This window comes from Kaistia sp. MMO-174, from assembly GCF_037147815.1.
GTDB classification, from domain to species: domain Bacteria; phylum Pseudomonadota; class Alphaproteobacteria; order Rhizobiales; family Kaistiaceae; genus Kaistia; species Kaistia nematophila.
Genome location: NZ_JBBCUO010000006.1, coordinates 286858 through 308631, shown reverse-complemented (window position 1 = coordinate 308631; position 21774 = coordinate 286858). Strand labels below are relative to the sequence as shown.

Here is a 21774-nt window from a genome sequence, read left to right as displayed (position 1 = left end):
CGTCGATCTCCGGGTCTTCGTCCGCCGGCGCCGATATAGAGCTGCGCCCGGCCCGATGGCCTGCTCCAGCACCGGCGATGCCGAGGTCGCACGCTGGCTCTCGCGCGTGATCGCCGTCGAGGGCGGCAAGATCGGCCCCGTCGAGGCGCTGATCCTCGGCGTGGCGCTGTCGGCCGATGCGCTTGCCAATGCCGTCGGCGCCGGGCTGATGGAAATGCCGCCGCTCGCGATCGCCCTCTCGGCCCCGATCGGCAGCCTGCTGACCATTTCGCTCGGCGTGGCGCTCGGCCTCCGCGCGACGCGGATCCGCTTCGGCGGCATCGATGTCGGCCGCTTCGGCACACTGCCGGGCGGCTTCATCCTCGTCGGCCTCGCCATCGTCCAGTTCCGGTAGTAAAGCGCGCCCCCACCCTCCCCTCGACCGTCGCGACCGCTCCCGTCATCCTGCCCCCCCGACGGCCCGCGCCGCAACGAGGACCGCGCCCTCCGCAACGGCGATCAAGTGGAGGGATCCGGAACCGTCCATAGAGGACGAAGGTCAGGGAGGAACGATGGATCCGGTAGGCAAGGCCCTTTGGTTCATGGAGAGCCATTTCGCGGAGGCGATCACGCTTGGCGAGATCGCCGAGGCGAGCGGCGTTTCCCGCTTCGACCTGTCGCGCAGCTTCGGCAGGGCGACGGGCCACACCGTGATGGGCTATCTGCGCCGCCGTCGCCTCACCGAGGCGGCGCGGGCGCTGTCGGGCGGCGCACCCGACATACTTTCGGTGGCGCTCGACGCTTCCTACGGTTCCCACGAAGCCTTCTCCCGGGCCTTCCGCGACCTGTTCGGCCTGACGCCGGAGCAGGTCCGCATGCAGGGTCATCTCGACAACCTCGAACTTCTGGAGCCGTATCAGATGGATGAATCGCTTCTCGTCGACCTCGACGCCCCGCGCGTCGAGGCAGGCCGCCCGCTGCGGATCGCCGGCCTTTCCGGCCGCTACACCTTCGAGACGAACCAGGGCATTCCAGCGCAATGGCAGCGCTTCGCGCCGCATTTCGGCAACATATCCGGGCAGATCGGATGGACGAGCTATGGGGTCTGCCGCAGCCTCGAGGACGCCTGCGGCTTCGACTACATCTCCGGCGTCGAGGTCGCCGACGATGCCGATATCGGCCCGGAGCTTGTAAGCCTGCGCATCCCGGCCCAGCGCTACCTGGTGTTCGTCCATCGGGGCCACATCGCCGGGATCCGCAAGACGGTCTACACGATCTGGAACCGCTCTCTGCCGGAATCCGGCCACGAGGTCGCGGATTCGTCGGACTTCGAGCTCTACGACCAGCGCTTCGACGCGACGACGGGGAACGGAGAGGTCGAGATCTGGATTCCGATCCGCAGCTAGAGCGTTCTCGAGCGAGGGGGATACCGGTTCGCGCGAAGAAAGCCCGGCAAGACAAGGAGCTAGATCGTCTCTGCGTTTGCGCGAAACGCTGAAGCGGATCTGGCCTGCCTGCGACCGGGATATTCCCGGCGCGCAGCCAATATCATGGGTTGCTATTTCCGAACAAATGCTACCTATGAGTTGTGGCTGCGTTTGCCCACCCCGGCTGGATGGCAGTCACAGCCCGCTAGTCCTGGAGCCCTGGGCTAGCGGGCACCTCGCGTGCCTGGGCGGGCGCGATGGACAAGGCTTTTCGGCGCAGCGCCAGACCATCGCGAGAAGCCTGTCGAGCCGCCTCGGCGCGGCAGCGTCCAGCAAAAAGGCCGCCCCGGGGGGGCGGCCTTGGGACCGAGCCTGGTTGAGGCGCACCGCTATCGCGGATAGCCCCCCGACGGCGAGGCCGACATCCTTCTTGGGGTATTTCACGAAAGTCGCGGCATGCGCGGCATGCATCTGGAGGATCGCGCCATAGATCCACTCATGGTCGCCATTGCCCAGGCCATGATGGCCGGGCGTGTCCCGGAAGCGGCTCGAAACTCGCGGTAGACACGAACCCCATTCCCCGTTGCCGTGCCACAGCCGCCACCGTTGCCCATCCGCAACAGCACGGAAGGGTTGTGATCGGATGTGCTTTGTCCGCTTACGGGATCGATAAGTCTGACATAAGGTGTCGGCCGAATGGGCGTGGGGCCGGATTCTGTCGTCGTTGCAACGCATTAGTTCGCGTTTTGAACTAATTCCACATGCGTTGACGGCGCCCCTGGTCGCGCCTTGGGCGACAATGGGGCTGACATTGATGACATTGAACTCCATGCCGGACGCAGGATCGGTTCGATCGAGCGGCACGCTGGGCCGGCGGCTTCGGTCCAACGCATCCCAGCTTGCGCTCGCCGCAGGATTGGCGGTCGGCCTCGGGCATTCGGCCGAGGCCGCGACCTACACCGCCGCCAACGAGACCGAGCTCGCGCAGGCGATCACCGACGCGCAGGCGAGCCCCGACGCAAGCTCGACCATCACGCTGACCGGCAGCTTCTCGCTCAGCGGCGCCCTGCCCGCGATTTCGAGCAAGGCGATCACCATCGAGACCGGCGCGAACACGCTCTCCTACACGACGGGTCGGGTCTTCGACGTCGCCAGCGGCGCAAGCCTGACGATCTCGGGCAACATTGACGGCACCGGCGTCCTCAACACCGGCTTGATCGGCAAGAAGGGAGCCGGCGAGCTCGTGCTCGACGGCGTGACCAGCACCGACGTCACCCGGCTCGGCGTCGAGGCCGGCACGGTCGTGATCACCGGCGGCAGCGACATCACCCTGAGCACGTCGAGCGGCGGCTCCCTTGCTCAGCTCGGCATCGCCGTGCAGGCCGGAGAGGTTGCGAGCCTGACGATCTCGGGCGCGGGTACGCGGGTGGCCACCGCCGGCACCGACGCGACGGTCCTGGGCGGCTCGGCATCGGTCGAAGCGACGCTGACGATCGAGGACGGCGGCGAATACATCACCGACCGCGCCGTCAACGCGCACACTGCGGCCGGCGGCGGCATCGCCAACCTGACGGTCCGCGACGATGGCTCGACGCTGGAGGCCGGCTCGTTCGGCTCCTACAACGGCACCACCTACATCAACGTTCTCGACGGCGGCGTGGTCGACATCACGGGCAGCACCAGTTTCGGCGGCCTCAACGCCAACAACGCCTATGCCAATGCCAGCGTCACGGCCATCGTTTCCGGCGAGGGATCCCGGTGGGACACCGGCGGAGCGCTCGCGATGCAGATGGGGTCGCTCTCCATCCTCGATGGCGGCGTCGTCAGCGCCGCGACGGTGAGCATCGCCACCAACACCAACGCCGTCGCCGCCGATTTCGACGTCCTCGTCTCCGGTGATGGGTCGACGCTGAGCGCCAACGCCATCACCCTTGCGACGCGGCGCACCGGGAGCCTCACCATCGCCAATGATGGCCGCGTCGTGGTGAACGGCGGCAATTCGGCCCTCACCGTCGGCGGCGCCTTCGCGGACAGCCACGCCACACTCAACATCGGCGGCGCGGTCGGCCAGGCGGCGACCGCCGCCGGCACGCTCGAAGCCTCGGCCGTGACGCTTGCCGCGAGCGCCGAGATCAACTTCAACCACACGGAGACGGACTATGTCTTCGACACGCCCATCAATGGCGACGGCGCGATCAACCAGATCGCCGGCCACACCATCTTCGACGCCAGCCAGGCCGGATTCTACGGCCTGACCACCGTCTATGGCGGCACCCTCGAGGTGAACAGCACCCTCGGCGGCACGGTCGACGTGCGCGGCGGCCGCCTGCAGGGCACCGGCATGGTCGGCGATACCGCCAACTATGCGGGCGGCGTGATCGCGCCGGGCAATTCGATCGGCACGCTGACGGTCGCCGGCGACTACACCAGCAATGGCGGTGTCCTCGAGATCGAGGCGGTGCTGGGAACCGACAACTCGCCGACGGACGAGCTCTACATCATCGGCGACAGCGTGCGCGGCACCGGCGCGACGCAGGTGCGGGTCGTCAATCTCGGCGGCGCGGGGGCGCTGACCGCCGGCGACGGCATCCGGATCGTGCAGGTCGATGGCGACTCGGCCGCCGACGCCTTCGTGCTGGCCGGCCCGGCGATCGCCGGCGCCTATCGCTACAACCTGTTCCAGAACGACGTGACCGGCACCCAGGACGATGGCGACTGGTATCTGCGCACCGACGGCCTCGCGCCGACGCTGCCGACCTATGAGAGCTATCCCGCCGTCATGCTCGGCCTGATCTCGCTGCCGACCCTGCAGCAGCGCGTCGGCGACCGCCGGCCGGACAAGGCCGGCGACACGGCGGACACCGCGCTCTGGACCCGGATCGAGGGTGTGCACTCCCGCGTCAAGGCGGACAGCTCGACGACCGAAGCGTCCTATGACAGCGATCTGTTCCAGTTGCAGGTTGGCTTCGACGGCGAAGTGCTGGAGAGCGCCTCCGGTGCCCTCGTCGCCGGGATCACGGCGCAGTACAGCCGCGCCAGCGCCGGCGTCTCCTCCGATCTCGGCAACGGCTCGAACACCACCGAAGGTTATGGCATCGGCGCGACGCTGACCTGGTATGGCGCGAACGGCGTCTATGTCGACAGCCAGGCACAGGTGGCCTGGTTCGACACCGACCTTTCCGCCGATGAGGTCGGCAAGCTCGTCGATGGCAACAACGGCACCGGCTACGCGCTGTCGATCGAGGCCGGCCGCGAGTTCGCGGTGAAGGAGGGCTGGACGGTGACGCCGCAGGCCCAGCTTTCCTACGCCTCTGCCGATTTCGACGATTTTGTCGATCCGTTTGGCGCCGAGGTATCGCTCTCGAAGGGCGAGAGCCTGAAGGGCCGGATCGGCGCCGCGCTCGGCCGCGACGCCAACTGGCAGGACGATCAGGGCCGCGTGGCGCGCACGCATTTCTACGGCATCACCAGCCTGACCTACGAGTTCCTGGACGGCGCCACCGTCGCGGTCTCCGGCGTCGACCTGGTGGCGAAACCGCAGAAGTTCGGCGCCGAGTTCGGCCTCGGCGGCACCTATAACTGGGGCAACGAGAAATACGCGCTGCATGGCGAGGCGCTCGCCTCGACCAGCTTCGACGGCTCCTACGCCTACAAGGGCACGCTCGGGCTCAATATCGGCTTCTGAGCCGCGCCCGCGAAAACGGAAAGCGGCCGGGCCATGCCCGGCCGCTTCCTTTTATCCCGGGTCGCAACCGGCTCCGCGTCCGCACCGGCCGCTTCCGTGGTGGCCGTCGCTTATTGCGCCTCCTGGCCGGCGACCGAGCCGGCGCCGCCGGCACCCTGAAGACGATGACAAGGATCGGCAGCTCCTGCTTCACCGAATAGCCGGCGCGCGTCACGCCGACCCAGAGATTGGCCAAAGCGACCAGCGCCAAGACTGGCATGAACAGCTTGACCGCAAAAGCGAATACCGCCGGAGCGCCACCCCGGAGCCTGGCGACCAGCAGAACCACGCCAGCGGCGCTATCCCGCCATCGGTCACCAACACCATGTGCATCGCCATGTGAAGTATCGAGACGAAAATCCATCTGGCAGCAACGGCCGACGTTGCCCTGCCATCCGTTCTGGCACTGCCACGCGCCCGATCCAGCATGGATGCCCTCGACGCCCGCGCCGCGCCGGGGACACCAGCACGACTTACCCGGGCGGTAGCGGCCCTGCCCCATCCACCCCCGTTGAAAGTCGTGCCCTCAGAATTCGAGACAGGACTTTCGACCGCGGGCCAAAGCAGAGACTCTGCCTACCTCAAGCCAACGGCGCCACGACGCGCGAGCAGATCCAAAGCACCTGCGCGGGATCGTCCGCGGGATTGACGAGAGCATGCCCCATCGTGCTGTCGAAATAGGCGCAGTCGCCGACGTCCAGCAAGGTGACGGCATAGTGTTCGGTATGGAGCTCGATCTTGCCCTTGAGGACGTAGATGAACTCCTCGCCGGGGTGACTGAGGAGTCCCTCGAACTGATGCAGGGACCGCGCCTTGACCTCGGCGAGCAGCGGCACGAACTGTCGATTGGCGATGTCGTTGCAAAGCATTTCATAGTCGTAGAGCAACGTGGAATGCACGACGCCCTGCCCCTTGCGGGTCACCGCACGACGACCGCTGACCGAGACGCCGCGCCCTCCCGTCACCAGTTCGCTGATGTCGACATCCAGCCCTTCCGCCAGACCCAGTAGCGTGTCGTAGGTAGGCGACATCTGGTCGTTCTCGATCTTGGAGAGAGTCGAGACGGCCAGACCCGCGCGCTGAGCCAGGTCGTTCAACGTCAAATCCGCTCGCTTGCGCAAGGCCCGAAGCGTCTTGGCAATCGATCGCTCCCCGCGCCGCCTCAGGGAAGAGACGGCCGCAGGGGCGGAAGCGTCGTCGGACATGATTCAAGTACCTTTCACTGCCGATCTAGAACGTCGCGATATGCATAGCGCATAGCCACCATGCTGAAAATTTTATCATATGAAAATTATTCCGCGACGCAAGCTACCCGACTTGTCCAAGCTGTGCCACGAATTCCCGTTTCGGACCATGCCTGATCGCATCTAGACAACAAATATTCGTGCCCCTCGGTAGACAGGGAACGACTTTTCAGAATTGACAGCACCAAAGAACTATGCCGTAAATTTGTCGTATCGGAAAAATTGTTTCCAGATCACGATGTGCCGGATGCAACCCCGGCGGCCTAGGTCAGTCGAAATCGCTCCTGAAAGGATCGTTCATGTCGTCGCTACGCAGAATCAAGGACCCTGCCGTCCGGGCTTCCGTCGGCCTTCTACTGGCCTCGGGCCTGGCCTGGCCCGCCCCAGGTGCCTTCGCGCAGTCTTCTGATCTGGTCGTCAATGCTGGCGTTGCCCCGTCGACGCTTGATCCCGCCTGGGCCTGCGGATTGCCCGAGATCAGCTTCCTGCAGAATTTCTACGTTCGCCTCGTGCAGCACGGCGTCAAGGACGGGCCGCAGAATACGAAGGAAGTCGACTACTCCACCATCGAGCCCTATCTCGCCACCTCGTGGGACCAGAGCAGCGACGGCCTCGTCTATACTTTCCACCTCAAGGACGGCTTCAAGTTTCCGTCCGGCAAGCCTGTCGACGCCGAGGCAGTGCGCTACTCGCTGCAACGCGTGCTGGACATGGCCGGCTGCGGCCGCTTTTTCCTGACCGACGGCCACCTGGACCCGGTGATCATCGAGAAGATCGAAGCCGTGGACCCCAAGACGGTCAAGATTACGCTCAATGCCCCGAACGGGAACATGCTCGGCGACCTGGCGACCCATGCGGGCTCCATTGTCGATCCGTCGCTGGTTGAAGCCAATGGCGGAGTGAAGGCCGGCGCACCGAACGAGTGGATGTCGTCCAACGTGGCTCCGTCCGGCCCCTTCCTGCTGGAGAGCTATTCGCCCAACCAGAAGGCCCGCATGGTGGCCAACCCCGGCTTCGCCGGCACGCCTCCCGCATCGCCCGCGATCAACGTCAACTGGATCTCGGCCGCCCCCACCTTGCTGCTGCAGGCCCGTACCGGGCAGGCCGACATCACGTTCGACCTCTCCAAGCAGGCGGCACGCTCCCTCGAAGGCAATTCCGGCACCCGGGTCATCGCCTATTCCAATCCCTTCGTGCAGCAGTTGATGATCAACAACAAGCAGGCGCCCTGGGACAATGTGAAGGTGCGCGAGGCCGCGGCTCTCGCGATACCTTATGACGATATCGTCAAGAAGCTGGCCTATGGCTGGGGCACGGCCTACTACGGCCCGATCCCGCCGAGCCTGCCCGGCTTCAATGCGGAGCTTTCCAAGCCGCTCGGCTTCGACATCGAGAAGGCCAAGGCGCTCATCGCCGAGAGCGGCGTCGCGACCCCGATCAAGGCCGAGCTGACCATCCAGGAAGGCGACGCCGCCCAGCAGCAGCTGGCCACCATCGTCCAGAGCACCTGGGCGAAAATCGGCATCGACCTCTCGATCCGCGTCGCGCCGGCGGCCGAGTTCCAGGACCTGACCCAGGGCCACAAGATCCCCGCCTTCATGCGCCTCGACGGCCCGGGCGTCTTCGAGACCGGCTACTACTGGGGATATGACCTGATCTGCGGGATCTCGTTCAACCTGACCGACACCTGCCTGCCGGCCGCCGATCCGCTCATAGCGGAGATGCGCGCGTCTTCCGATACGGCAAAACGCCAGGAGATCATGGACAAGGTCACCACCATGTGGCGCGAACAGTATCCAAAGATCCTGTTCTACGAAGACAAGCCCGTGGTTGTTCTCAGCGATGCCGTGACCAGCTTCACATTCTCGCCGCTGCCCGATTACCGCTATTGGGCGAAGAAGTAAGCAAGGATATTCCTTTCAATGGCTACTCGTATTGGCGTCGATATCGGCGGCACGTTCACTGACCTTGTCTATTTCGACGAGGCGACCGGCCAGACCGTGGAAGGCAAAGTCCCAACCGTCCCGTCGGCGCCCGAGGAGGGCGTCGTCGCGGCGATCACGGGGCATGTGCCGAAAGAGGTCATCGACCGGGCGGAGTTCTTCCTGCACGGCACCACGGTCGGCCTCAACGCACTGCTGGAGCGCCGCGGCGCCAAGGTGGGCCTCATCACGACGAAGGGCTTCCGGGATGTCCTGGAGATTCGTCGCGGCGACCGGGCCGAGATGTACAACCTGTTCTGGAAGCAGACGGTGCCGCTTGTGCCGCGGCGCCTGCGTCTGGAAGTGGGCGGCCGCATGCTCGGCTCGGGTGCTGAATATGCTCCGCTCGATGAAGACGACGTCGCCTCCGCCATCGCAACGCTCATGGCGGAAAAGGTCGACGCCATCGCCGTATGTCTCATCAATTCCTATGCCAATCCGGCACATGAGATCCGCATCGAATCGATGATACGCGCGGCCGGGTTCGCCGGTGGCATCTCGCTGTCCTATAAGATCTCCGGCGAGTATCGGGAATATGAGCGCACGTCGACCACGTGCATCGACGCCTTCGTGCGCGGCCGCATGGCCAACTATCTGCGCCGCCTGGACGGAAAGCTGCGCGAGCTCGGCTTCAAGGGCACGTCGCTGATCACGCGCTCAGGCTCCGGCTCCATGACCTTCGAGGAGGCGGAGGACCGGCCGTTCGAGACGATCATGTCCGGCCCGGTCGGCGGCGCCCAGGGTGCCTCCGAACTCGCCAAGATGCTCGGCATCCAGCAACTGGTGACGGCGGATGTCGGCGGTACCTCCTTCGATACCGCGCTGGTCATAGACACCAAGCCGCAGGTGCTGTTCGAGGGCATGATCGACAACATGCCCATCCAGTCCCCCTGGGTGGACGTGCGCTCCATCGGTTCGGGCGGCGGATCGATCGCCCACATCGATGCCGGCGGACTTATGCGCGTCGGCCCCCGATCGTCGGGCGCCGTGCCGGGCCCGGCCTGCTATGGCAAGGGTGGCGTCGAGCCGGCCATGACCGACGCGGCCGCCTGGCTCGGTATGCTCGGCCCCGGCGATCTCGCCTCCGGCATCCATCTGGACATCGGCAAGGCCGAGGCTGCCATCAACAGCGTCGGCGTGCATATCGAGCAGGACACCGAGGCGACGGCCGCCGGCGTCATGCGCATTTCCTCGGCCGCGATGGCCAATGCGATGCGCGAGATCTCGCTCGACCAGGGCCTCGATCCGCGCGAGATGACCCTGCTGCCGTTCGGCGGAGCCGGCCCCCTCATGGGCACGCTTCTGGCGGACGAACTCGGCATGAACCACATCGTGGTTCCGCCACTGGCCGGCAATTTCTCGGCCTGGGGCCTGCTGGGCGCCGACATGGTGCAATCGGCGGCAAGGACCCGCGTGCTCGATCTCGTGCCCGGCGCCTTCGAGACGGTGAATGCCCTTCTGGGTGAGCTCTTCGCCACGCTGGAGGAACGCAGCACCGCGCATGCCGAGGGCTCGATCAAGTCGGCCCGCCTCGATCTGCGATACAAGGGGCAGGAGCATACGCTCTCCATTGAAGTCGCGGTCGAGGGCGGCAAGCTCTCGGAAACGGAACCGACCGTTCTCGACCACTTCATCAGCGAATATGCCCGCACCTTCGGCTCGACGATGAACCAGGACGTGGAGCTGGTTTCGACCCGCGCCTCCACGACGGTTCTGCTGCCGCGCCGCGAGCTGAGCTACACGCCGAAACGCGCCGATGGCGCCGACGATCGGATGATGGACGTCTACTCCTTCGAACGGAAGGCGCGCGTCCCCTTCCGCATCATTCCCCGCGGCCGGATCCTGGGACAGGTCAAGGGCCCCGCCATCATCACGGAAGAAACCTGCACGACCTATGTCGACGTGGAATGGACGGTTTCCAGCGGCAAGGCCGGCGAACTCATTCTGGAGCGGATTGCATAATCATGGCCAAGACATACGAGCCCGTCGTCCATAATGCGGGCAGGTTCGGCCGCATCACCGAGGCCAAGGCGGATCCGATCACCACCGAGGTGATCCGCCATGCCCTCAACTCGGCCGCCAACCAGATGAAGCGCGCGCTGATCCGCACGTCCTTCTCGCCCATCATCTACGAAGTCCTCGATTTCGCCGTCGCGATCTATGACAAGGACATCCGCCTGCTCAGCCAGGCGCCGTCCCTGCCGATGTTCATGGGCACGCTCTCGTTCTGCATCGACTTCGCGGTCAAGGAAAATGGCGGCCCGGACAGCCTCAACCCCGGTGATGCGCTCATCTACAACTGGCCGTTCGGCACAGGGTCGCACCCGCAGGACATGGTCATCATCATGCCGGCGTTTCTCGGCAGCGAGTTGATCGGCTACACCGCCATCAAGGGCCATTGGCTCGACATCGGCGCCAAGGATCCCTACTGCACCGACACCACCGACGTATTCCAGGAAGGCTGCATCTTCCCCGGCGTCAAGATCTACAAGGAGGGCGTCCTCAATCAGGACATCTTCCGCATGATCATGGCCAACACCCGCGTGCCGCAGATGGTGCGCGGCGATCTCGACGCCCAGGTCACCGCCTGCCGGGTCGGCGTCAAGTCGCTGCTCGAAGTGGTGGAGCGCTTCGGCCTCGATACCTACATGGCCGCGGTCGACGACATGTTCGACCATGGCGAACGCATCGTCCGCTCCTATTTCGAGAAGATCCCCGATGGCCGCTATGTCGGCCGCGGCGAAATGGACAATAACGGTGTCACCAAGGATCGCATCCCCTTCGAGATCGTGCTCGACGTGAAGGGATCCGACGTGACGCTGGACTTCTCCGGCGTCCCCGACCAGCAGGGTGGCCCAACCAATTCACCGCTGCCCACGACCATCTCGGCCAGCCGCGTCGCCATCACCATGCTCGCCGGCTATGGCGAGGCGCCGCACGAGGGTCACTTCCGGCCGCTCAAGGTCATTACCCGGCCCGGCTCCATGTTCGACCCGCTGCCGCCGGCGCCGTCCTTCATCTATGGCTGGCCGGGACTGCAGGCGATCGAGGTGATCTATAACGCGGTGGCGAGCGCCATGCCCACGGCAGTCCCGGCCTGCTCCGGCGGCTGCATCTGCTCGCTCGTGGCGTGGGGCCACCGCGAGGAGAGCGGCGACCCCTGGGCCGATGGCACCCCCCTGCCGACCGGACAGGGCGCCTGGAACGGCGGCGATGGCGGCATCATGCTGCACATCTCCGAGTCCGCCACCCGCTTCACCCCGGCCGAAGTCTGGGAACACCGCAACCCCTGGATCGTCGAGCAACTGGCACTGGCCGAGGATTCGGTTGGGCCAGGCCGGTGGCGCGGAGGCCCCGGTCTCAACCTCGACATTCGCATGACCGAGGACAATCTGATCACCACCGTCTTCGAGCGCACCCTCAATGCTCCCTGGGGCCTCCTGGGCGGCAAGGAGGCAAGGCCGAACCAGTGCCTCGCCACCATGCCGGACGGCGAGCAGCAGCTGATTTCCAAGGCCACCCATTTCCACATGCCCAAGGGCACCGTGCTCAACATGCGCACCGGCGGCGGGGGCGGCTACGGCGATCCAACGGAGCGTCCGGTCGAGGCGGTGCTGGAAGACATCGCCGAAGGCTACATCAGCGAGGCGTTCGCCCGCCGGCACTATCCTCACGCCTTCGCTTAAGGTTCGGGGCAGCGCGGCCTCGCTTCCGCGCTGCCCTTCCTCGCCACATCCCGAGCAACGGAAAGCCGCACCTGTGCCGCGATTGATCGTCCAGACCCTGCGCGACCCCGAACTGGCATTGGGCCTTCTGATCCTGGTGGCGCTGATCCTCATCGCGGTGCTCGGCCCCCTGCTCTGGCGTGTCGATCCGCTCGCGGTCAGCGTCCTCGATTCCCTGGCCCCGCCCTCGCTCCAGCATCCGATGGGCACGGACGACGTGGGCAGGGACGTGTTCGCCCGCTTCATATGGGGCGCGCAGGTCTCCATGAGCGTGGCGCTGACCGTCACGCTGGTCGGCACGGTGATCGGCGGGCTGCTGGGCCTTCTCGCCGGCCTCACCGGGGGCTGGGTGGATGCCGTCCTGTCCCGCATCATGGATGCCGTCCTTGCCTTTCCGCCGCTGATCCTGGCGATGGCGGTCGCCATCGGCCTCGGTGCCGGCATGGTCTCGGCGATGATCGGCGTCGTCCTGGCCGCCATACCCTGGTATTTCCGGTTGCTGCGCGGTGAGGTCATGCGCCTGCGCGGGCTGATGTATGTCGAGAGCGCGCGCGCCCTCGGCGCCACCAATATGCGCCTCATCCGCCTCCACATCCTGCCGCAGACGCTCTCCACCGTTCTCGTGCAGGCGTCGTCGGTATTTTCCTTCTCGATCATCACGATGGCGGCGCTGGGCTTCGTCGGGCTCGGCATCCAGCCGCCTGTTCCCGAATGGGGAACGATGATCACCGAGGGGCTGGCCTATGCGCTGACCGGCCAGTGGTGGCTGGGCGTCTTTCCGGGCCTCGGCATCTTCGCCCTCGCGGTTGCCGGGAATGTCATCGCCGACCGGATGCGCGACCTCTACGACCCGAGATCTGGAATGAGAGGCTAGACCATGGCCAGATTCGTCCTCGAGCGCATCGGCTCGGCCATCCTTACCATTCTGGGCGCCTCGATCCTCGCCTTCATCGTCCTGCGCGCCTTGCCGACGGACCCCGCCCGGTTGATCGCCGGCCCGTTCGCCACGGACGAGGTGCTGAACACGGTGCGATCTCAGATGGGACTCGATAAGGCGCTGGTGGTTCAGTACCTCAACTACATCCTGAACTTCCTCAGCGGCGACTGGGGCTTCTCCTATGGTTCCGGCAAACCGGTCCTCCCTCTGATCATGGAGCGCCTGCCGGCGAGCGCCGAACTCGCCGTCGTGGCCTTCATCGGCGCCTTCGCCGCCACCGTGCTGCTGACCGTGCTGGTGAGCTTCACCGGTTCGCGCCTGCTGGACGGCATGTTGCGCATGGTCTCCTTCATGAGCGTCGGCGTGCCACCCTTCTGGATCTCGTTGCTCCTTCTGATGTTCTTCTTCGAGCGCCTGGGGTGGTTTCCGGGCCCGGTGGGCCGAGGCCCCGCTCCCAGCCTGGTCACGGGCTTCTATACAATCGACTACCTGCTGGCCGGCGACGTGCCGGGCGCGGTGCGCGCGCTGTGGTATCTGGCCCTGCCCGCCTTTGCCCTCGCGCTCGGATCCTTCGGCTATCTGGTGCGCCTGCTGCGCGCCAATCTGCTCGACGTCGTGCACGAACCGTTCGTCACGGTGCTGCATTCAAAGGGTGTCGCACCGGTCGACACCCATTTCCGGCACATCCTGCCCAATGCATTCCTCCCCACCCTGACCGCCGGCGGCCTGATCCTGGCACAGCTCATCGGGGGATCGGTGCTGGTCGAGCAGATCTTCACCTGGCCGGGCATCGGCACGCTGGTGATCGAGGGGATCACACGTCAGGACTATGCTGTCGTGCAGAGCTTCATCCTGCTCTCCGCGATGATCTACATCGTGGTCAATCTGGCCGTGGACCTGCTCTACGGCTATGTCGACCCCCGCGTGAGACGGAGCTGAAGATGTCGGATCGCCCCGTGCTCGACGTGAGCCATCTCCGGACAGTATTCGACACACCAACCGGCCAGGTGGTCAGTGTCGACGACGTCAGCCTTTCCATAGCGCGCGGCCAGACCCTCGGCCTTGTGGGGGAATCGGGCTCCGGAAAAAGCGTCACCAGCCTCTCGCTCATGCGGCTGGTCGAGCGCGGCGGAGGGCGGATCGATGGCGGCACCATATCGCTGAAGGGCCGCGACGGCGACGTCATCAATCTGGCTACGCTGCCCGAGGCGGCGATGCGAAAAGTGCGCGGCCGCGACATCGCCATGGTCTTCCAGGAACCGATGACATCGCTCGATCCTGTGTGGTCGATCGGCGCCCAGATCGCAGAATCGGTGCGGTTGCATCAGGGTGCGGGACGGTCGCGAGCCCGACAGCAGGCCATTGAAATGCTGCGGCTGGTTGGCATTCCGGCGCCGGAGCGGAGGGTGGACGACTATCCGCATCAGCTCTCCGGCGGCATGCGCCAGCGGGTGATGATCGCCATCGCCCTGTCTTGCCGGCCCGGCCTGCTCATCGCCGACGAGCCCACGACGGCGCTCGACGTCACCATACAGGCGCAGATTCTCGATCTCATCCGCCGTCTGCAGGCCGAGATCGGCATGTCGGTTCTGTTCATAACCCACAATTTGGGCGTGGTCGCCGAGATCGCGGACCGGGTTGCGGTGATGTATGCCGGCCAGGTGGTGGAAGAGGCCCCTGTCGCGCAGATCTTTGCCACTCCCCTCCATCCCTATACGGCCGGCCTGCTGGCTTCCATTCCCGGAACGGCGAAGCCGACCGCCGATCGGCGGCTGCCGACAATCGGCGGCGCGCCGCCCAGCCCGATGTCGCGGCCAGCCGGCTGCCGCTTCGCGCCGCGTTGCCCGCTGGCGGTCGACGCGTGCCTTTCCGGCGTTCCGGAGCTGACCGAGGTGGCGCCGGGACACAAGGCGCGGTGCATTCGCTGGCAGGAGGTGAAGCGATGACGAGGCCGGGACGTCCCCTGCTCGAAGCCGTCGGCCTGACCAAGCGTTTCGCCGCGCCATCCGGTCTCTTCGGCCCGCGCCGGCAGGTCCATGCGGTGGAATCCGTCTCCTTCTCACTGGCAAAGGGAGAGGTGCTGGGCCTCGTGGGCGAATCCGGCTCCGGCAAGACCACGGTGGGTCGCATGATCATGGGGCTCGAACAGCCCACCGAGGGAACCATTCTGTTTGACGAGCGGGAGATCGGCGGAGGCACGAGGGCGGAGCTGTTGTCGGTCCGCCGCCGCATCCAGATGGTGTTCCAGGATCCCTTCGCCAGCCTCAACCCACGGCGCAGGGTGGGCGACCTGATCGCCGAAGGCCTGGAGATACAGCGGATCGGCACCCGGGCCGAGCAACGCGCCGAGGTGTCCCGCCTGCTGGACCTCGTGGGGCTGCCTTCCGATGCGGCCAACCGATTTCCGCACGAATTCTCGGGCGGCCAACGTCAGCGTATCGGCATCGCGCGCGCCCTTGCCGTCAAGCCGGACGTGCTGGTGGCGGACGAGCCGGTATCCGCGCTCGACGTGTCCGTGCAGGCACAGGTTCTCAACCTGCTCCAGGATCTCAAGGAAAAACTCGACCTCACGATACTCTTCATCAGCCACGACTTGGCGGTGGTGGAGCATTTCTGCGACCGGGTAGCCGTGATGTATCTCGGCCGGCTGATGGAACTGGCGCCGCGCGAGACTCTCTTCGCGCAGCCGCGCCATCCCTACACCGAGGCCCTGCTCTCAGCGGCGCCAATTCCCGACCCTGCGCAACGGCGCGAGCGTATCGTCATGCAAGGCGACGTTCCGTCTCCCATCGATCCACCGTCCGGATGCGTGCTGCGTACCCGCTGCCGCTATGCCCTGCCGGCATGCGCGGCGGCCGTGCCGCCTCTCGCCGAGGCCGGACCGGGCCATTTCAAGGCCTGCATCCGCGACGACATCCTGCCGAGGCCTGAACATGCCCTTCAATAACCGCATCGCCGATCTGGCTCACGAAGCCGCCGCCTGGCGTCACGATTTTCATGCCCATCCGGAAGTCCTCTACGAGGTGCACCGCACGGCGGCCCGTATATCGGAGCTCCTGACCGGCTTCGGGGTCGACGAAGTCGCGACCGGCATCGGCGTCACCGGTGTCGTCGGCATCGTGCACGGAAATCGGCCTGGCAAGACCATCGGCCTCAGGGCTGAAATGGACGCCCTCCCGATGACCGAGGCGACGGGGCTTCCCTATGCCTCGACCTATCCGGGCCGCATGCACGCCTGCGGTCATGACGGCCATGCGGCCATGCTGCTCGGCGCGGCGAAATTTCTGAGCGAGACGCGTGACTTCGCCGGCAGCGTCGCGCTGATCTTCCAGCCGGCCGAGGAGGGAGGCGCCGGCGGCCGCGCCATGGCGGAGGATGGCCTGTTCCAGCGCTGGCCGATCGAGGAGGTCTACGCTCTGCACAATATGCCCGGCGTCCCGGAAGGGCATTTCATCACCCGGCCAAATGCCATCCTGGCCTCAGCCGACACGTTCGACATCGTCATCGAGGGCAAGGGCGGCCACGCCGCATGGCCTCACACGATCGCGGACGTGATCGTTGCGGCAGGGCAGATCATCGCCGCGCTGCAGACCATCGTTTCCCGCGAGACAGACCCCCTCAAGTCGGCCGTGTTGTCCCTGACGCGGCTCGAGGGGGGAAGCGCCTACAACGTCATGCCCGATTCCGCGCGGCTGTCCGGTACGTTCCGTGCGCTGGACACGGGCGTGCGAGACCGGGTGGAGAAGCGGCTGGTCGAAATCAGCGAAGGTATTGCGGCTGCGCTCAACGTCCGGGCGACGGTCACGATTGATCGGATTTGCGGCGCCGTGGCCAACGATCCGTCGCGGACGGCGTTCTGCGCCGACGTCGCGACAGCGCTCGTGGGCGCTGAAAAGGTGACGACCGACATGGATCCGCTGATGGGCGGGGACGACTTTTGCTATCTGCTCGACCATCGGCCCGGCAGCTACGTCTTCGTTGGAAACGGCGATACCGCTGCGCTGCACACCGTCCAGTACGACTTCAACGATCGTCTGATCCCGCTCGGCGTCGCCTACTGGGTGCGGCTGGTCCAGGCCGCCTCGTCCTCATCGCTGTAAGGAAAGCCTCGTCATGCGTTCGAGCAAGGTCATTCACATCGTCGGCTGCCATGCCGAGGGAGAGGTTGGCGACGTCATTACCGGTGGCGTCGCGCCGCCGCCGGGCGAAACCTTGTGGGATCAATCGAGGTTCATCGCCGCCGACGGCGAATTGCGCGACTTCGTCCTCAATGAGCCCAGAGGCGGGCTCTTCCGCCACGTCAATCTTCTCGTCCCCGCCAAGGACCCGCGCGCCGCGGCGGGCTTCATCATCATGGAGCCGGTCCATACGCCGCCAATGTCGGGCTCCAACTCGATCTGCGTGGCGACGGTCGCGCTCGATATCGGCCTGGTGCCGATGTCCGAGCCCGAGACGCGCTTCTTCCTGGAGGCCCCGGGGGGATTGGTGGAAGTCGTCGCACAATGCCGAGACGGCAAAGCCCGCTCCATCCGGGTCACCAACCATCCGAGCTTTGTCGGTCAACTGGATGCCAGGCTGGAAGTCGACGGATTGGGCACGATTCGCGTAGACACCGCCTATGGCGGGGACACCTTCGCACTGGTCGATGCCCGGTCGCTCGGCTTCAATCTTACGCCGGACGAAGCGCCCGACCTCGCCGCAACCGGCATGAAGATCACCCGGGCGGCGACCGAACAACTCGGCTTTGTTCATCCCGAGCATCCGGACTGGTCGCACATATCCTTCACCCAGTTCACGGGCCCCGTCGAAGTCGTGGACGGCATCAAGACCGGCCGCAACACGGTTGCGATCGAGCCGGGCAAGCTGGACCGCTCGCCGACCGGCACCGGCGTCTCGGCCCGCATGGCGGTGCTCCACCGGCGCGGGCTGCTCGAGCAAGGCGAAGCCTATCGCGGACTTTCCATCATCGGCACCCGGTTCGACGGCCGGATCGAAGCGATCACCAGCCTGGCCGGCACTCCCGCGATCATTCCCTCCATCTCCGGCAGAGCCTGGATCACCGAGACCAAACAGCTCCTGCTCGATCCGTCCGATCCGTTCCCAAGGGGCTACAGGGTTGGCGACACCTGGCCCGGTGCCTGAACAGCATGACAGCAAACCCAGAGATTTTCGGAACGCCGCGCAACACGGCCACGATTTCCTATGGCGATCTGGCAGAACTGCTGGCGACGATATTTCGCCACGCGGGCGCGAGCCCCACGGTGGCCAGCCTGCTGGCGGCCAATTGTGCGGGTTGCGAGCGCGACGGCGCAACCTCGCATGGCGTGTTCCGCATACCGGGCTATCTCGCATCGATCGCCAGTGGCTGGGTCGATGCCAGGGCCGAACCACGCATCGAAAGCGCCGAAGGCGCCGTCGTGCGTGTCGACGCCATGAACGGCTTTGCGCAGCCCGCACTTGAGCTGGTGACGCCCATCCTGATCGAAAAAGCCGCCAATGACGGCATCGCCTTGCTGTCGATCCGCAACTCGCATCATTTCAGCGCCCTCTGGCCCGATGTCGAGCCGCTGGCGGAAGCGGGATTGCTGGCTCTCACAATGGTCAACAGCTTCGCCTGCACGGTCCCGTTCAACGGCCATTCTCCCGTCTTCGGCACCAACCCCATCGCCTTTGCCGCCCCGCGCGCCGATGCGCCTCCGCTGGTGGCGGATCTCGCCACCAGCGCCATGGCCAATGGCGATGTGCAGATCGCTTTCCGCGAGGGGCGCTCCCTGCCCCCTGGGCATGGCGTCGACAGTGCCGGCCGTCCCACCACCGACCCCGCAGCCGTGCTGAACGGCGGCGCCCTGCTGCCCTTTGGCGGTTACAAGGGCAGCACGATCTCGATGATGATCGAGATCTTCGGGGCGGCCCTGACCGGCGGAAAGTTCTCCTTCGAAGTCGACTGGTCGACCCATAGCGGGGCGCAGACCCCCCATACCGGACAGGTGCTGATCGTGATCTCGCCGGATTTCGGCCGGCGAGACAGCAGTTTCGGAAGGCGCGTGAACGGGCTCGTCGAGCAATTGCGCATGAGCGGCGTCAGCCGGCTGCCCGGTGACCGGCGCCAGGTGACGAGGCGGCGCAGTCTGCGCGACGGGATCGTGATGCCCCTGCAGCAATTGGAGGACCTGCGTCGACGGGCCGATGGCGCCTGATCCGGCTTCCCTATCGTGCCCATTTGGCTGAGGCGTCGCGTGCCAACTCTCGCATCTGGCAGTCTGACGATCGCCCTTGGCGTGTTCGTTGACGCACCGGTGGCTGCCAACGCAGCCTCCGCCGCGTGATCATGATCTGCGGGGTCGCATCGCAAGAGGTTTGACACAACCAGCGCTCCGCCTTCGTTACGGCGGCATGGCTCGCTGCAGGGCTGGACTGACCAGGCTCAGCATCTGCAGCACCTCTCGGGGGGCCGGCCTGCGCCAGACGGTCTGGAAGCATTCGACGACGTTCTCGGCCGTGACGGCAAGGCCGGGAAGCGCAACCCAATCCGGTGTCAGGCGTCCGAGAAGGGCGCTGACCGTGACCGAAGCCGCCGTCTCTCCCTGCCGGAACGGTTGCTGGGCCGCGATAGCGACGAGCGAATTGTTCGCGGCCAGGCCGATCGCGGCGTCCTGGCCGAGATCCACGGTCACCATGGGAACTGTACGACCCATCGTGGTCAGCGTGCCGGCAGCGGCAATCGACGGCGTGTCCCATACGACAAAGAGGCCGGCGATGGCGGCATGATCGTCGAAAAGCGCGCGCGTCACGCGGCCCGCGTCGGCGAGAGACGGGAAGCGCCGAACGTGCAGCCGCACATCGGGGCGGTTGATCCGCATCCACTTCAGGAACGCGATTTCGCGCTCGTTGGTCGCAAAGAAGTCCGCCTCATAGCCGAGGACGCCAACCTCACCGGCTTCAGGGACGTGCGGCGACAGACTTTCGGCCGCGATCTTGCCGAGGCCGAAATTGTCGGCCGAGACCAGCGAGGTGTAGTCCTTGCCGGGCAGGAGGCCGGTTGGCACGTTGTCGAGCAGGACCAGCTTGATGCCGGCCGCCGCGACGCGCGCATGGGCGGCCGCGACCTTGGCGTTGGCGACCGGCAGCGAGACGATCGCGTCCGGCGCCTCGGCAATGAGACGGTCGAGCGCATCGATCTGCACCTCCGGCGTGAAGGAGCAGTCGACGACGTCGATGACCGCGACACCGCAGTCGCCGAACATGCCGATCATTCCCGAGAGCTGCTGCTTGGCCCAGTCGCTCGCGAATGTGTGCAGCACGATCGCAACGCGGAAGCCGCCCGCCCGCGCCTTTACGATGTCCTCCGGCAGGAGAAGGATCTGTTCGGGAGCCGACGCCCGCTCCCCGTGAGGGCCGAGACCAGAAATCGTCATTGCTTCCTCCTCACGCCTCCGGCGGCCGGATCGTGCTCGCCTGCACGTCCCGCTTCCGCGCGATCTCGTCCTTCATCCGCTGGAAGAGCGGATGCGCCTGGGGCCGTCCCGCCATGATCCAGTCCCTCAGGATGGATGGGGAGAACATGCCTTCGACCGCGACAATGGACGCGCCCACAAGGCCTGCCGAGCTTCCCATCTGGGAACGGACGACCTGCAGGTCCCGGCTCACCAGCGGGTGGCAGGCGCCATAGATCGCCTCGCGCGCGGAGGCGAGAAGGATGTCATTTGTCTGGGCGATCGAGCCGGAGAGGACGATCAGCGCCGGGTTCAGCATGTTCGCGAGCGTCGCAACGACCTGACCGATCAACCGGCCGCTTTGCGAGAGAATCTCGATCGCGGCCGCGTCGCCGATCTGCGCCGCCTGCGCCACCTCGAGAGCGGTTATCTCGCCCCCGCGGCGCAGATGTTCGGCAAGCACCGGGCTGGCCCCGCGCTCGGCGGCGCTTCTGCCTTCCTGGGCGATATGATCCGAGCCTGCCATGGCTTCGAGCGTGCCGGCGCCGCCTGCCGCCGAAACGGGAACGGACCCGATCAGGCCGACGGCGCCCTGCGCGCCGCGGAACAGCGCACCGTCGCTGCCGAGGCCTGCGCCGATCCGCTTGCCGACTTTGACGAACAGCATGGTCCGGTGGCCACTTCCGGCCCCGGCATGCAGTTCACCCATCGTCATGGTCTCCACGCTGGAACGGAGCCAGACCGGGGCGTCGAAGGCCTCGACCAGCGTTTCGACAAGCGGGAAGCTCTCCCAGCCGGGCAGGATTGCGGGCGTGGTCCCGAGAAAAAGCGCCTCGCCGCCGTCGGGCACGGCACCGGGCACCGAGATCGAGATGCCATAGAGCGGCGGGTTTCCCTGCCGTTCGAGAATCCAGCGGAACAGCGCGGTCAGCCTCTCGGCAAGCGCCGATACGGGCTGTGTGAGTTCACTCGCCTCGTGATGTTCCATGATCAGGGCGCCGTCGAGATCGGCGATCCCGACGCCGAGCGCCGTCTGATCGAGAGTCGCGACGAGGATCCTGCCGCGATCCGCGCTGAACCGCACCAGGCGCGGGGCGCGGCCGCCGGTCGCGGCACCGAGTTCGCTCTCGTTGACCAGCCCGAGTTCGCAGAGCGTGCCGAGTCGATCCGCCACGACGGCGCGCCCCAATTCGCTGTAGCGCTCGATTTCCTGGCGCGTGGTGGCCTGCTCGGAACGGACCAGATTGAGGATTTGGACGAGGCTCGGCGAGGCCGTCTCGGACACGCGCGGACGGCCTTTCCGGCGCGGAGGGGAAGCGGGTT

16 protein-coding genes are annotated in these 21774 nt (G+C 66.0%); 13 read left to right on the top strand and 3 right to left on the bottom strand.

Annotation, left to right across the window (positions count from 1 at the left end):
• The first annotated feature begins 55 nt into the window (after positions 1–55).
• From WFK98_RS22465 to WFK98_RS22455, 3 genes are all read left to right on the top strand, one after another.
• Positions 56–394, top strand: a complete 339-nt coding sequence (locus WFK98_RS22465; protein WP_336801850.1) for a hypothetical protein — start codon at positions 56–58, stop codon at positions 392–394.
• A gap of 157 nt (positions 395–551) precedes the next feature.
• A complete protein-coding gene (locus WFK98_RS22460) occupies positions 552–1385 on the top strand; it encodes an AraC family transcriptional regulator (protein ID WP_336801849.1) in 834 nt (277 codons plus the stop codon).
• 835 nt (positions 1386–2220) lie between these two features.
• Positions 2221–5091, top strand: a complete 2871-nt coding sequence (locus WFK98_RS22455; protein WP_336801848.1) for an autotransporter family protein — start codon at positions 2221–2223, stop codon at positions 5089–5091.
• A gap of 620 nt (positions 5092–5711) precedes the next feature.
• On the opposite strand, the gene WFK98_RS22450 is transcribed toward WFK98_RS22455, so the two are convergent.
• Positions 5712–6335 (bottom strand): helix-turn-helix domain-containing protein, encoded by a 624-nt coding sequence (locus WFK98_RS22450; protein WP_336801847.1) that lies wholly within the window; start codon positions 6333–6335, stop codon positions 5712–5714.
• A gap of 338 nt (positions 6336–6673) precedes the next feature.
• Here WFK98_RS22450 and WFK98_RS22445 point away from each other — a divergent pair, with 338 nt between their 5' ends.
• The 10 genes from WFK98_RS22445 (at position 6674) to WFK98_RS22400 (ending at position 19215) form a co-directional block, all read left to right on the top strand.
• Complete coding sequence (locus tag WFK98_RS22445; protein ID WP_336801846.1) at positions 6674–8278, top strand: ABC transporter substrate-binding protein; 1605 nt, start codon at positions 6674–6676, stop codon at positions 8276–8278.
• An 18-nt stretch (positions 8279–8296) separates the two neighbouring features.
• Positions 8297–10318: a hydantoinase/oxoprolinase family protein gene (locus WFK98_RS22440; protein WP_336801845.1), complete on the top strand. Its 2022-nt coding sequence runs from the start codon at positions 8297–8299 to the stop codon at positions 10316–10318.
• Between the two features lie 2 nt (positions 10319–10320).
• The gene (locus tag WFK98_RS22435; RefSeq protein ID WP_336801844.1) at positions 10321–12042 is read left to right on the top strand and encodes a hydantoinase B/oxoprolinase family protein; all 1722 of its coding nucleotides are present in this window, start codon (positions 10321–10323) and stop codon (positions 12040–12042) included.
• A gap of 73 nt (positions 12043–12115) precedes the next feature.
• Entirely contained in the window at positions 12116–12955 is an 840-nt protein-coding gene (locus WFK98_RS22430; RefSeq protein ID WP_266340329.1) for an ABC transporter permease, read from the top strand.
• A gap of 3 nt (positions 12956–12958) precedes the next feature.
• Positions 12959–13957 carry an ABC transporter permease gene (locus tag WFK98_RS22425; protein ID WP_266340328.1) on the top strand — a complete coding sequence of 333 codons (999 nt, stop codon included), beginning with the start codon at positions 12959–12961 and terminating at the stop codon, positions 13955–13957.
• A 2-nt stretch (positions 13958–13959) separates the two neighbouring features.
• The gene (locus WFK98_RS22420) at positions 13960–14964 is read left to right on the top strand and encodes an ABC transporter ATP-binding protein (protein WP_266340327.1); all 1005 of its coding nucleotides are present in this window, start codon (positions 13960–13962) and stop codon (positions 14962–14964) included.
• Positions 14961–15965, top strand: coding sequence for an ABC transporter ATP-binding protein (locus tag WFK98_RS22415; protein WP_336801843.1), 1005 nt, complete (start codon positions 14961–14963; stop codon positions 15963–15965). The genes WFK98_RS22420 and WFK98_RS22415 overlap by 4 nt, the downstream gene beginning before the upstream one ends.
• Positions 15952–17118: a M20 aminoacylase family protein gene (locus tag WFK98_RS22410; RefSeq protein WP_336801842.1), complete on the top strand. Its 1167-nt coding sequence runs from the start codon at positions 15952–15954 to the stop codon at positions 17116–17118. The genes WFK98_RS22415 and WFK98_RS22410 overlap by 14 nt, the downstream gene beginning before the upstream one ends.
• A gap of 13 nt (positions 17119–17131) precedes the next feature.
• Positions 17132–18160, top strand: a complete 1029-nt coding sequence (locus WFK98_RS22405) for a trans-3-hydroxy-L-proline dehydratase (RefSeq protein WP_336801841.1) — start codon at positions 17132–17134, stop codon at positions 18158–18160.
• A gap of 5 nt (positions 18161–18165) precedes the next feature.
• Positions 18166–19215, top strand: a complete 1050-nt coding sequence (locus WFK98_RS22400; protein ID WP_336801840.1) for an Ldh family oxidoreductase — start codon at positions 18166–18168, stop codon at positions 19213–19215.
• Positions 19216–19401: 186 nt separating this feature from the next.
• Here WFK98_RS22400 and WFK98_RS22395 read toward each other — a convergent pair whose 3' ends face one another.
• Positions 19402–20433 (bottom strand): substrate-binding domain-containing protein, encoded by a 1032-nt coding sequence (locus tag WFK98_RS22395; protein WP_336801839.1) that lies wholly within the window; start codon positions 20431–20433, stop codon positions 19402–19404.
• A gap of 10 nt (positions 20434–20443) precedes the next feature.
• Positions 20444–21736, bottom strand: coding sequence for an ROK family protein (locus WFK98_RS22390; protein WP_336801838.1), 1293 nt, complete (start codon positions 21734–21736; stop codon positions 20444–20446).
• Positions 21737–21774: the final 38 nt, after the last annotated feature.